13 protein-coding genes are annotated in these 12,026 nt (G+C 63.9%); 4 read left to right on the plus strand and 9 right to left on the minus strand.

From position 1 onward, the window contains the following. Positions 1-60: 60 nt before the first annotated feature. Genes tssC through WS66_RS27550 form a run of 3 tightly spaced genes read right to left on the minus strand, consistent with a single transcriptional unit; the run spans position 61 to position 2,762 of the window. Positions 61-1,551 carry a type VI secretion system contractile sheath large subunit gene (tssC, locus tag WS66_RS27540; RefSeq protein ID WP_039320274.1) on the minus strand — a complete coding sequence of 497 codons (1,491 nt, stop codon included), beginning with the start codon at positions 1,549-1,551 and terminating at the stop codon, positions 61-63. 15 nt (positions 1,552-1,566) lie between these two features. After that, entirely contained in the window at positions 1,567-2,082 is a 516-nt protein-coding gene (tssB, locus tag WS66_RS27545; protein ID WP_044845930.1) for a type VI secretion system contractile sheath small subunit, read from the minus strand. 44 nt (positions 2,083-2,126) lie between these two features. Continuing rightward, positions 2,127-2,762 carry a tetratricopeptide repeat protein gene (locus tag WS66_RS27550; RefSeq protein ID WP_059607864.1) on the minus strand — a complete coding sequence of 212 codons (636 nt, stop codon included), beginning with the start codon at positions 2,760-2,762 and terminating at the stop codon, positions 2,127-2,129. Positions 2,763-3,139: 377 nt separating this feature from the next. On the opposite strand from WS66_RS27550, the gene tssJ reads away from it, so the two are divergent. From tssJ to icmH, 3 genes are all read left to right on the plus strand, one after another. Continuing rightward, positions 3,140-3,751, plus strand: coding sequence for a type VI secretion system lipoprotein TssJ (tssJ, locus tag WS66_RS27555; protein WP_059607863.1), 612 nt, complete (start codon positions 3,140-3,142; stop codon positions 3,749-3,751). Positions 3,752-3,854: 103 nt separating this feature from the next. After that, positions 3,855-5,201 (plus strand): type VI secretion system baseplate subunit TssK, encoded by a 1,347-nt coding sequence (gene tssK, locus WS66_RS27560; protein WP_059607862.1) that lies wholly within the window; start codon positions 3,855-3,857, stop codon positions 5,199-5,201. Beyond that, entirely contained in the window at positions 5,198-5,980 is a 783-nt protein-coding gene (gene icmH / locus WS66_RS27565; RefSeq protein ID WP_059607861.1) for a type IVB secretion system protein IcmH/DotU, read from the plus strand. The genes tssK and icmH overlap by 4 nt, the downstream gene beginning before the upstream one ends. Before the next feature lie 69 nt (positions 5,981-6,049). On the opposite strand, the gene WS66_RS27570 is transcribed toward icmH, so the two are convergent. From WS66_RS27570 to WS66_RS27585, 4 genes are all read right to left on the minus strand, one after another. After that, on the minus strand, positions 6,050-7,372 hold the full coding sequence (locus tag WS66_RS27570) for an IS4 family transposase (RefSeq protein ID WP_108064754.1): 1,323 nt from the start codon (positions 7,370-7,372) through the stop codon (positions 6,050-6,052). A gap of 147 nt (positions 7,373-7,519) precedes the next feature. Next, a complete protein-coding gene (gene lipA, locus WS66_RS27575) occupies positions 7,520-8,512 on the minus strand; it encodes a lipoyl synthase (RefSeq protein WP_059600040.1) in 993 nt (330 codons plus the stop codon). Further along, a complete protein-coding gene (lipB, locus tag WS66_RS27580) occupies positions 8,505-9,260 on the minus strand; it encodes a lipoyl(octanoyl) transferase LipB (RefSeq protein WP_059600039.1) in 756 nt (251 codons plus the stop codon). Before lipB ends, lipA begins: the two co-directional genes overlap by 8 nt. Positions 9,261-9,343: 83 nt before the next feature. Next, positions 9,344-9,670 carry a DUF2917 domain-containing protein gene (locus tag WS66_RS27585; protein ID WP_059600045.1) on the minus strand — a complete coding sequence of 109 codons (327 nt, stop codon included), beginning with the start codon at positions 9,668-9,670 and terminating at the stop codon, positions 9,344-9,346. A gap of 102 nt (positions 9,671-9,772) precedes the next feature. On the opposite strand from WS66_RS27585, the gene WS66_RS27590 reads away from it, so the two are divergent. Further along, positions 9,773-10,762 (plus strand): transcriptional regulator GcvA, encoded by a 990-nt coding sequence (locus tag WS66_RS27590; protein WP_059600038.1) that lies wholly within the window; start codon positions 9,773-9,775, stop codon positions 10,760-10,762. Here WS66_RS27590 and WS66_RS27595 read toward each other — a convergent pair. Then, on the minus strand, positions 10,746-11,054 hold the full coding sequence (locus WS66_RS27595) for an HP0495 family protein (RefSeq protein ID WP_057928637.1): 309 nt from the start codon (positions 11,052-11,054) through the stop codon (positions 10,746-10,748). The genes WS66_RS27590 and WS66_RS27595 overlap by 17 nt on opposite strands. Beyond that, complete coding sequence (locus WS66_RS27600; protein WP_059600037.1) at positions 11,054-11,980, minus strand: D-amino acid aminotransferase; 927 nt, start codon at positions 11,978-11,980, stop codon at positions 11,054-11,056. The genes WS66_RS27595 and WS66_RS27600 overlap by 1 nt, the downstream gene beginning before the upstream one ends. Positions 11,981-12,026: the final 46 nt, after the last annotated feature.

A 12,026-nucleotide genomic window follows, 5' to 3' on the forward strand; every position in this document is an offset into this window, starting at 1 on the left:
CTCCCCAAAGAGGTGGTTTTAACGTCCTACCCAGGCGGCCCGCCCGGGCGATTTACTCGCTTATGAATTTGCCGGTTTGGGCAGATCAGCGACAAGTCGCAGAGAAATCGAGAGTTCGTCGAGCTGAAAGTGCGGACGCAGGAACGCGACCGAACGATACGAGCCCGGCTTGCCCGGAATCTCCGACACTTGTATGGATGCCTCGCGCAGCGGGAATTGCGCCTTCTGTTCCTGCGACGCGTTGTCGTCGAGCAGGACGTACTGCGAAATCCACCGGTTGAGGAAAGTCTCCACGTTCTGCGCCGATGCGAAGCTGCCGATCTTGTCCCGCATCATCGCCTTCAGGTAGTGCGCGACGCGCGATACCGAGAAGATGTACTGAAGCTGGGCGGACAGGACGGCGTTCGCATTCGCGCTGTCGGTGCTGTATTTTTTCGGTTTCTGCACCGATTGCGCGGCGAAAAACGCAGCGTAATCCGAGTTCTTGCAATGCACGAGCGGGATGAAGCCGAGGTCGCTCAGCTCCTTCTCGCGGCGATCGGTGATCGCGATTTCGGTCGGGCACTTCAGTGCCACTTCACCGTCGTCGGTCTTGAACGTGTGCGTCGGCAGGTCCTCGACGAGGCCGCCGCCTTCGACGCCGCGGATCGCAGCGCACCAGCCGAAGTCGTCGAACGCGGCCGTCAGGCGTGCCGCGAAGGCCCACGCCGCGTTGCACCACAGGTACTTGTCGTGCTCGGTGCCGTCGACGTCCTCGACGAAGTTGAAGTTCTCCGCGGTCTGACCGTCCTTCGGATTGAACGGCAGGCGGCCGAGGAAGCGCGGCAGCGTCAGGCCGACGTAGCGCGAATCTTCGGCGTCGCGGAACGATTTCCACTTCGCGTATTCGACCGTGTCGAACACCTTGCCGAGGTCGCGCGGCTTGCCGAGGTCGGAGAACGACTCGAGGCCGAGCAGCTCCGGCGACGCCGACGCGATGAACGGCGCGTGCGCGGCCGCCGCGACGTGCGACATCTGCTCGATGAAGTACATGTCTTCCGGCTGGCGCGAGATCTCGTAATCGCCGATCAGCGCGCCGAACGGCGAGCCGCCGAACGTGCCGAACTCTTCTTCGTAGACCTTCTTGAACAGCGCGCTCTGGTCGAACTCGCTCGCACCCTTGAAGTCGCGCACGAGGTCGCGCTTCGGTGCGTGCAGCGCCTTGATCTTGATCGTCTGGCCCGTATTGCTTTCCTTGACCAGGTAGTCCATCCCGCGCCACGTGCTTTCCAGGCGCTGGAATTCCGGCGCGTGCATCACGGCGGACAGCTGCGTGGAGATCAGGCGGTCGAGTTCCGCGACGCGCGCATCGATCGTCGCCGACAGGTTGTCCGACACGATCACCGTGCCGTCGAGCACCTGGTGCACGAGTTCGCCGATCAGGTCCTTCGCACGCGCATGCTCGGAATCGGATTTCGCGACCTTGCTCTTCTCGACGATATCGTCGAGCAACGAAGTCCCGGCGGCGTATTCCGCGCCGCTCGCTTGGGCCGCAGCCGTTTGCTGGTTCATCTCAACACTCCGTCGTCATTCGCCGTCTTTGTCGCCGCCGGTGCCCTTCGCGAGCTCCTGCAGCTGCTGCGTGTTCTTCAGCACCTCGGACAGCAGATCCTCGAGCTTGTCGTTGCCGGCGAGCTTGTTGCGCAGGTCGGCGAGCTTCGAGCGCGCCTCGAGCAGGCGGCGCAGCGGCTCGACCTGTTCGACGACTTCGTCCGGGCTGAAATCCGACAGCGAACGAAACTTCAGGTCGACCGCGAACTTGCCGCCTTCCGGGCTCAGGCGGTTTTCCACCTGGAACGCGGCGCGCGGCTCGATCGCCTTCATCACGTCGTCGAAGTTGTCACGGTCGATGTTGACGAACTTGCGGTCGCGCAGCTTCGGCTGCTCGACTTCCGACTGGCCTGCCAGATCGCCGACGACCCCGACGACGAACGGCAGTTCCTTCACCTCGATCGCGTCGCCCTTCTCGACCTCGTAGGTCAGCTGGACGCGCGGCGGCCGTATTTTCTGCAAGCTTTTCTGAATGCTTTCTTTCTTGGCCATCTCGACGGCTCCCAGGTTAGTTGTGGTTATCGCGTCAGTTGCGGTCAGTTGCGCAGCGCGCTGAACGGATCGGCGCCGCCCTTTTGCGGCGCGGCCGGCGGCGTCGGCGCGGTGGTTGCTGCTGCGGCTGCCCCGGCTGCCGGCGCCGCGCCGGCCTTCGGACGGTGAATCACGCGGCGCGTCGTACGCGTCTTCGTGGTCCGCTGCTCCGGCGGGAACAGCGCCGATTCGCCGAGCGTGTCGCGCAGTTGCTTCGCGAGTGCCTGCGCGTCCGACTTCGCATCGCCCGCGAGCGATGCATCCTGGCGCAGCTCGCCGAGCGACTGCGTCGCGATCCGCAGCCCCGCGACGGCGAGCACGCTCTTCGCCTGACGGTCGGTCGCGTCGCGCTGCAGTGCCTCCTGCGCGGCGACGATCGCCTGGCCATAGTGGTTCTGGGCAAACTGGATCTGCGCGATGCGCGACCACGGTTCCTCGCGCGTCGGATCCGATTTCGCGAGCTGCTGGTACAGGCCGAGCGCCTTGTCCTGGTCACCCGACTTCGCAACGGCGTCCGCATCGGCAAGCGACTTGTTGAACACCTCGGCAGTCGGCGGCGCAGGCGGCTGGTTCGCACAACCGGCGATCACGCCGCAGGCCAGCACTACCCCAGACAATTTTGCGAAGAGACGGTCTTTCATCGTTATATCCACCGGCGCGTGAGTATTAAAATCGTTGAGAATCTGGTTCTTTTGCTTTGCAAGAAGCGCGCGGGTATAGTACCGATCAATTTTTCATAATTCAATCGCTGCGTGCAGAGTAATTCCTTTTAAAACCATGTGCTACCCCCTCGAAACGTCTTCGGCAACGGCCCGGCGGCGGCTTTTCCATCGACGGGAATGTGCAAGTTTTACTTGCTCGACAACGCTGCGCGCGGGCACCGGAAAAAAATTCCGGAACCGCAATGCGCCGCACGTGTGCTTAATAGTTGAACGGCAGATTAGCCGGCATTCGCGGTGAACGCGGAAATGCCCGGTAGTTTTGACAGGGGAGTTAAAGGCGGCACGCCGGAAACACGATGAGATCGTCCATGATTCGCTATGCGCTGCCGCTGATCGCCTGCGCGCTCCTGGCCGGATGCGCGGCCGCCCCGCTGCTCGGCTCCGCCGCGAGCGCCGTGATGCAGGCCGCCGGCATCGGCAAGCCCGAACTGCCGGATGCCCAGAAGCCGCCGCGCAACATCGGGCTCACGCTCGCCGCCGCGCCCAACCTCAACGCCGCGAACGATCGCAAGCCGCTCGCATTAGTAGTAAGGCTCTACGCGTTGAAGGATCCGACTTCGTTCCAGCAGGCGCCGTTCGATGCATTCACCGATCCGACCAAGGAAAAGGCCGCACTGGGCACCGATCTGCTGAACGTGCGTGAAATCACGCTGATTCCGGGCCAGCGCTATACGGCAACCGAAAAAGTGTCGCGCGAAGCGCAGGCATTCGGCATCGTCGCATTGTTCCGCGATCCCGCCATCCAGCGCTGGAAACTGACGTTCGACCCGGCGAAGTCGGAGAAATCCGGCATAATCATCGGCCTGCATAATTGCGCGATGACGGTCACCGACGGCTCCGTCATCGCACCGCAACAGGGTGCGCCTTCACAACCGCTGAATTTGCTTTCATCGGTCACCTGCGGTTAAGCATGACGCACGAATGTCAATTAACAAGAGTTAACAAATTGGCGATTTAATTCGGGCACGAACAAATCGATTACATCGCAACGCGACATTAACCGGATTTGACATGAGTTATTCGGCCAAGGTGCTTTGGGGGGAAGGGCTGTTCCTCCGGCCCCAACATTTTCAGCGGCAGGACGCCTACCACGAGGCGCGCCTGTTCGAATCCATCCAGGCGATCCAGCCGTACAACTGGGGCGTGCGCTCGGTGCGCATCGACCGCGATGCGCTCGGCAGCAACGTGCTGCGCGTGGCCGAGCTTGCGCTCGTGTTCCCGGACGGCGCGCTGTATGCCGCGCCGCAAGCCGACGACCTGCCGCCGCCGATCGCGCTGGACACGCTGCCCGACGGCATCAACGAATTCGTGTTCTACCTCGCGCTGCACCCGCTGCGCGAGAACGGCACCAACTACAGCGACGATCCGGCCGCCGGCTTCATGACGCGTTTCGTCAGCGAGCAGGCGAGCGTTGCCGACAACTTCACCGACGCCGCCGAAGCCGACATCACGTTCCTCAAGACGCAGGTCAAGCTGATCGCGCACAGCGAGCCGCGCGACCAGCTGCTGTCGGTGCCGCTCGTGCGCGTGCGCCGCACCGCGACGTCCGGCTTCGAGATCGACGACAGCTTCGTGCCGCCGTGCCTCGCGATCGACGCTTCGCCGATCCTGCACCAGCGGCTGCGCCAGCTCGTCGACGCGCTGCAGGCGAAGGTGAACGCGCTGTACGGCTTTCACCGCGAGCCGTCGAAGAACATCATCGAATTCCGTTCGGGCGACATCGCGTCGTTCTGGCTGCTGCACACCGCAAACGCCGCGTTCGCGACGCTCGCGCACCTGCACCAGCATGCGGCGCTGCATCCGGAGCGGCTATTCCAGGAGCTGCTGCGCCTCGCGGGCCAGCTGATGACGTTTTCGAAGGGCTATACGCTTGCCGACCTGCCCGTGTATCGCCATGACGATCCGGGGCCGAGCTTCGCGCGCCTCGACCTGATGCTGCGCGAACTGCTCGACACGGTGATCTCGACGCGCTACTTCGCGATCACGCTCGACGAGGTGCGTCCGTCGTTCCACCTCGGCCGCCTCGATTCGGGCAAGATCGACGACAAGACCGAGTTCTACCTGGCCGTGTCCGCGGACATGCCCAACGTCGAGCTCATCGACGCGGTGCCGGCCCGCTTCAAGGTCGGCGCGCCGGATGACGTCGACAAGCTGGTGCTGTCGGCCATGCCCGGCGTGCGGCTGTCGTACATGCCGCAAGTGCCGCCCGCGATTCCGGTGCGGCCCGGTGCATGCTATTTCCAGCTCGATTCGCGCGGCGCGCTGTACGAGCGCATGCTGCAGGCCCAGTCCGCGATGATCTACGCGCCGACTGGCATCAATGACCTGAAATTCGAACTGATCGCGGTCACATCATGAGCTACGCGCCTTCCCTGTTCGGCGACAACGCGCCGGCCCCGCTGCATACCCCGGCGTCGACCGACGCCGCGTTCCAGGCCCGTTCGCTGCTCGACCTGCTGTACGACGGGTTCTTCATGCTGTTCCTGCTCAAGAACGGTCGCGAGCCGGACAGCGCGAGCGAATTCAGCACGAAGATCCAGGAGTTTCTGTCGGATTTCGAGCGCGGCGCGAAGAAGCTCAACATTCCGGCCGAGGACGTGTATGGCGCGAAGTTCGCGTACTGCGCGGCCGTCGACGAGATGGTGCTGTCGTCGCAATTCAAGATCCGCACCGACTGGGAGCGCCGGCCGCTGCAACTCGTGCTGTTCGGCGAGCAGCTCGCGGGGGAGAAGTTCTTCCAGTATCTCGAGGAATGCCGCGCGCAGGGCGCGGCGCGGCTGCAGTCGCTGGAGGTGTTTCACATGTGCCTGCTGCTCGGGTTCCAGGGCAAGTATCTGCTCGAGGGGCCAGAGAAGCTCGCGTATCTCACCGCACGGCTGGGGGACGAGATTGCGCACATGAAGGGCAAGCGCGCGGCGTTCGCGCCGCATTGGCCGCTGCCGGATCAGATCGCGCATCGGTTGAAGCGCGAGGTGCCGGTCTGGGCGATCGGGGCGGTGTTCGCGCTCGTGGCCCTGCTCGGGTATCTCGGGCTCAATACCTATCTGAAGGACAAGACGCTGCAGGCGTTGGCGCCTTATTCGCAAGTCATCAAGGTGGGCCCGGAGTCGGCGAATTTGACGATTTCGTTGCCTTGAGGGGCGTTGAGTCGTCGTTTTAACGCAGCTGCTGCTTCGTGGAAAAGGACCGCCCGGCGGTAATGCCGTTCAGTTAAGGTTCTTTCTGAGGAACCGGACAGCGTAACGAGCAGGACGGGACTTGACGGCCCGATCGCATTTGCGATCGGGGCGTTTTACGTTGATGAGCAACTTGAGGTGCTCGCGAAGTCGCTTGAGGACGGCGGGCAACTTGGCGAAGGCAGGCGTTCGCGCAGCCCACATCATCTCGTGCTGGATCAGATGGAACGAGCGAACGAAGCTCAGTTCGGTCGGCTCGCACTTGGCTTCGAAGGCGGCGCAGGCCATTTCTCGACGAATCAGGTTGTAGGCGATCAATGCGCCCCAGATCTCTTGATAGATGCCCTCGACGGTTCGGCTGCGTAGCGCCAGTTCGCTACCCAGCATGGACTGCTTCAGTTCACGGTAGCTGGTTTCGATCTGCCAGCGCCGCTCGTAGCAAGCCACCAGATCGGCCAACTTGAAGCGGCGCCGATCGGTCAAGGACGTCAGCAGTACTCGCTGCCGCCCCTGTGCATCCTGAATGCGCACCGCACGTGCCGTCCACCACTCCGGCAGATCGGGGCATTTCTGCCGAGCCTGAGGCGAGACGCGCATGCGCACTAGTGCATCGTCCGGTTTGCCGGACAGCACCTCCCAACGCGTATTGGACTTTGCCGGAATGAGGAAGTGGCGATTGCGTTCGCCCGAGCTCAGGCCGCACAGGATCTCGGCTGCCAGGAAGCCTTTGTCGAAGACCGTGAGCGAATGGTCGGGAATCTGCGCCAGCAGATCCTTGGCGTAGATCATCTCGTTGGTGTCGTAGCGGCCAAACGCGATGTTCGCCACGAGATGCGTCGGGATCGAGGTCAGCGTGACAGCCCGCACTTGTGGGTAGCTCGCCACCTTGCCGCTCGCGTAGCGTTGGGCCCCAAAATGTTCCCGATTCGCGGCACTATCCGGCGTGCGTAGCGTGGTGCCATCCATGGCCCATAGGCTGAGGCCTTTGAAGCCATGACGAACAGCGTCCTGCTTGCACCATGCCTGCGCGGTTTGCTCGAACAGCCAAGCTATCGGGGCTTGGCCCAAGCGTTGCCGGGCTTGGGTAACGGCGCTCTTGCTGACGAAGGTGGCCTCGTTGGGCAACACTAGCTCAAGGCTGTCCACCACTTCACTGATCGACCAATGACGATAGATCGCCAGCGCAATCACCAGCCAGACCACCTGTTCGGCGGGCAACCGACGGCGACGGATGCTCGCCGTGCCGGTCGCTTCGACGGCTTGCTCGATCCATGCATGCGGTAGATGCTCCGCCAACCGGCTCAGGTCGGTTGGTCCGGCATCCAGCATGAAGGTCAGGTGGTCGGTCAGCATCGCGCCAAAAGTTAACATCTCAGCGCAGCGTTTACAACCATTCCTTCCCCAAAACAAAAATGCCGTTCAGTCGCTTAACTGAACGGCATTAGCATTGCTGCGGGCTTTTTTCGATTGCATGACTTCTGCGGAACAGGCCAATGGCGCTCAGACCACCCCTGCCCCATGCGCCTGCAGATCGGCGTGATAGCTCGACCGCACCATCGCGCCGACGGCCGCGTGCGTGAAGCCCATCTTGTACGCCTCTTCCTCGTACATCTTGAACGTATCCGGATGCACATACGCACGCACCGGCAGGTGGTGCTCGGACGGCTGCAGGTACTGGCCGATCGTCAGCATGTCGACGTCGTGCGCGCGCAGGTCGCGCATCACCTGCAGGATTTCCTCTTCGGTCTCGCCGAGGCCGACCATCAGGCCCGACTTCGTCGCGACGTCCGGATGCTGCGCCTTGAAGTCCTTCAGGAGCTTCAGCGAATGCGCGTAGTCCGAACCCGGGCGCGCTTCCTTGTACAGGCGCGGCACCGTCTCGAGGTTGTGGTTCATCACGTCGGGCGGTGCCGCGTTCAGGATCGAGATCGCGCGGTCGAGACGGCCGCGGAAGTCCGGCGTCAGGATCTCGATGCGCGTTTCCGGCGACTGCGCGCGCGTTTCGCGGATGCACTCGACGAAGTGGGCGGCGCCGCCGTCGCGCAGGTCGTCGCGGTCGACGCTCGTGATCACCACGTATTTGAGCTTCAGCGCGGCGATCGTGCGGGCCAGGTTCTTCGGTTCATCCGCGTCGAGCGGATCGGGACGGCCGTGGCCGACGTCGCAGAACGGGCAGCGGCGCGTGCACTTGTCGCCCATGATCATGAACGTCGCGGTGCCCTTGCCGAAGCATTCGCCGATGTTCGGGCAGCTCGCTTCCTCGCACACGGTGTGCAGGTTGTGCTCGCGCAGGATCGTCTTGATCTCGTTGAAGCGCGAACTGCCGGTGGCCGCCTTCACGCGGATCCATTCCGGCTTCTTCAGCTTCTCGATCGGAATGACCTTGATCGGGATGCGCGCCGTCTTCGCCTGCGCCTTCTGCTTGGCGGTCGGATCGTAGGCAGGGGTCGCGGCCGAATCGGCCGGTGCGGGGGAAGCGGTAACGTCAGTCATTCGATTGTTCCAGTGCCTGCGGCTTGTCGGCGGCCGCGGATTCGCCGTCGAGGTTGGCGATCAGACGCCCCACCAGCGTGTGGGCGACGTCGTTCCAGTCGGCGGCAACCTCGAGGCTCGCCATGTCGACGGTTTCCAGTCCGGCATAGCCGCACGGGTTGATCGCGAGAAACGGGCGCAGATCCATCTTCACGTTCAGGCTCAGGCCGTGATAGCTGCAGCCGTTGCGGATCTTCAGGCCGAGGGCCGCGATCTTCGCGCCCTCGTGCACGCCGGATGCCACGTAGATTCCCGGCGCGCCCGCCTTGCGGACCGAAGCGAGATTATACGCCGCGAGGGTTTCGATCACGGCCTCCTCGATCTTCGTCACGAGGGTGCGCACCATCAGCTTGCGCCGGCGCAGGTCCAGCAGCAGGTAGACGACGATCTGGCCGGGGCCGTGGTAGGTGATTTGCCCGCCGCGGTCGACCTTCACGAGCGGCACGCCGCTGTCGGCCACCAGCAGGTGGGCCGGGTCGCCGGCCTGGCCGAGCGTGTAGACGGGCGGATGCTCGACGACCCAGATTTCGTCGCCGGTGTCGGCCGTGCGCGTGTCGGTGAACGCGCGCATCGCGTCGAAGCTCGTCTCGTAGGCCTCGCTGCCCCGCCAGCGCACGGTGACCGGCGCGACGGGCTGAACCGGAGACCCGGCGGGCGATTCGGAAACAGCGACAGGCGTGGACACGATGGCAACCGGCGAGACGGACATGGCCGGTAGTTTACCGAAAACCCATGCGTCTCGCCGGCTCTGGAAGGGGACGGATCGCGAGTATCCGTCGGAGGAAAGGCCCGTCAGACGGTGCGCCAGCCGTCGTGGAGCAGCGCATTCAAGCGATTGCGCAGCCGTGCGAGCGCGCCGCGCGCGACTTCCCCGGCCGGCCGCGACACCGAGAACGCGACCTGCGCGCCCTGCCGGCCTTCCGCACTGAGCCACAGCCGCTCGCCGCGATGCAGCCGGAGCGTCTCGCCGTCGACCAGGAAGTAGTCTTCGACGTCATTGCTGCGCGTCGCCCATACCGGCCCGCACTGCACCGTCAGGCGGGTGCTGCGCTGCACCTTCATCGGCACGGTTTCGCCCGCGGGAATTTCGAAGGTGATGCTTGAAGAAATTTCTTGCATGATCGACTCCGCCAATAAATGCTTCGATGGCTACAATCGTAGTCATTTGAAGGCACTCGACCAAACGACCAATTTTCACGTCGATGTGAGGAAAATTAGCAAATGGACCTCCGCCAGCTGCCTGCGCTGAACGCGATTCGCGCGTTCGAAGCCGCCGCCCGCCACGAGAATTTCTCCCGCGCCGCCGACGAGCTGTATGTCACGCACGGCGCGGTCAGTCACCAGGTTCGCGCGCTCGAGGAGGAGCTCGGCGTGCAGCTGTTCACGCGCAACGGCAAGCGGCTGTGCCTGACCGACGCCGGCATGCGCTACGCGCAGCAGGTCCGCAGCGCGCTGATGGTGATCGCCGATGCGACGCGCGAGGTGCGCGCAAGCGACCGCAGCCGACGGCTGGTGGTGTCGATGCTGTCGTCGTTCGCCGCACGCTTCATCACGCCGCGCATCGGCACGTTCATCGAGCGGCATCCGGAAATCGACGTCGAGCTGCAGTCGACCAACTCGCTCACCGATTTCGCGCGCGACGACGTCGACCTCGCGATCCGGTTCGGCTCGGGCAGCTATCCGGGGCTGCACGTCGAGCCGCTGTTCGAGGAGGTGTTCTTTCCGGCGTGCTCGCCAACATTGAACGGCGGCAAGCTGCCGCAGACGCCCGCCGATCTCGTGCATTACAAGCTGCTGCGCTCGGACGACGAGCTGTGGCGGCCGTGGTTCGACGCGGCCGGGCTCGATACGCTGACCGAGCCGAAACGGGGAATTTTGTACCAGGACTCGTCGAACCTGTTGCTGGCCGCGATCGACGGCCAGGGCATCGCGCTGGTGCGCCGCTCGCTCGCGGTGCACGACCTGCTGGACGGGCGCCTCGTGCGCCTGTTCGACATCGACGGGCAGAGCCCGTGGCACTATTTTTTCGTGTGTCCGCCGCCGCTCCTGAACACGCCGCGCGTGCAGGCGTTCAGGACCTGGCTGCTTCAGGAAGTCGCCGAATACAAGCTGCTGTGCGACGAGCTGGACGCGCGGCGCGCGGCGGGGAAGACCCCCGCCGAGTGCGCGCAGGAAGGCGGGTGGAAAGCGGCGCTCAGAGCACGACCTTGACCATCGGATGGCCGGTCAGTGCGCGGTAGATGTCGTCGAGCTGTTGCTGGCTGGTCGCGCGCACGGTGATCGTGAGGCCGGTGTAGTTGCCGCCGCTCGATGCACGCTCCTCGATTTTCTCGACGTCGATCTCGTTGTCGTGGACGGCCACGACCTTGAAGATCGTGTCCTTGAATTCCGGGTGCGCCTTGCCCATGATCTTGATCGGGAAATCGCACGGAAACTCCAGCAGCGACTCCTTCCGGGTATCGATCGCGCCGGTGACCTCGATGGTTTTGGTCGGTTCGCTCATCATTTTCTCCGGGTTAGGTCAAACTGTTCAAACTCGCGTGCCTTCGCACGCTGGTATGCGTCGTACAACGCCGCGAACACGGGGCCCGGTTTGCCGCCCTGCACGGGCAGATCGTCGAGCGACGTGACGGGCAAAATTTCCTTCGTGGCCGACGTGATCATGATCTCGTCCGCCGAGCGCAACTCGACCTCGCTGATCTCGCGCGCGACGAACCGGATGCCGCATTCGTCGGCCAGCTGCTCGACCAGCGCGTAGCGGATCCCCTCGAGGATCTTGTTGCTGCGCGGCGGCGCCATCAGCTCGCCGTTCTTCACGATCCACACGTTCGACGACGAACCTTCGGTCACGTTGCCGTCGCGCAGCTGAATCGTCTCGAACGCGTCGCGTTCGGCCGCATGCTGCGCCATCAGCACGTTGCCGAGCAGCGAAATCGACTTGATGTCGCAATGCAGCCAACGGCGATCCTCCGCCGTCACACAGCGCACGCCCTGCGCGCGTTCCTCTTCCGACGGCAGCCGCAGCGGGCTCGTCATGACGAACACCGTCGGCACCACATTCGCCGGGAACGCATGGCCGCGCTTCGCGACACCGCGCGTCACCTGCAGGTAGACGAGCGCATGGCCGTCGCCGAGGCCTTCCGCGTTCGCGGCGACCACGCGCTCGATCAACGCGCGCCAGCCGGCCGCGTCATGCGGATCGTCGATGCCGATCTTCTTCAGGCTGCGCGCGAGCCGCTCCAGATGCTGTTCGATTCGGAACGGCACGTGCGCGCCGTCGTGCGCATAAACGGGGACGACTTCATACACGCCATCGCCGAAGATGAACCCGCGGTCGAGCACCGGCACCCGGGCTTGCGACAGCGGCACCAGCTCCTCCTGCGACGACACGCTGAGGTAGACGATCGGTTCGAATTCGGCTTGGCTCATGGCTATGACAGATGGGGATGAAGTCGTGAAAACAAAGGCCCGTCGT

The organism is Burkholderia sp. LA-2-3-30-S1-D2, assembly GCF_001523915.2.
GTDB classification, from domain to species: Bacteria; Pseudomonadota; Gammaproteobacteria; order Burkholderiales; family Burkholderiaceae; genus Burkholderia; species Burkholderia diffusa.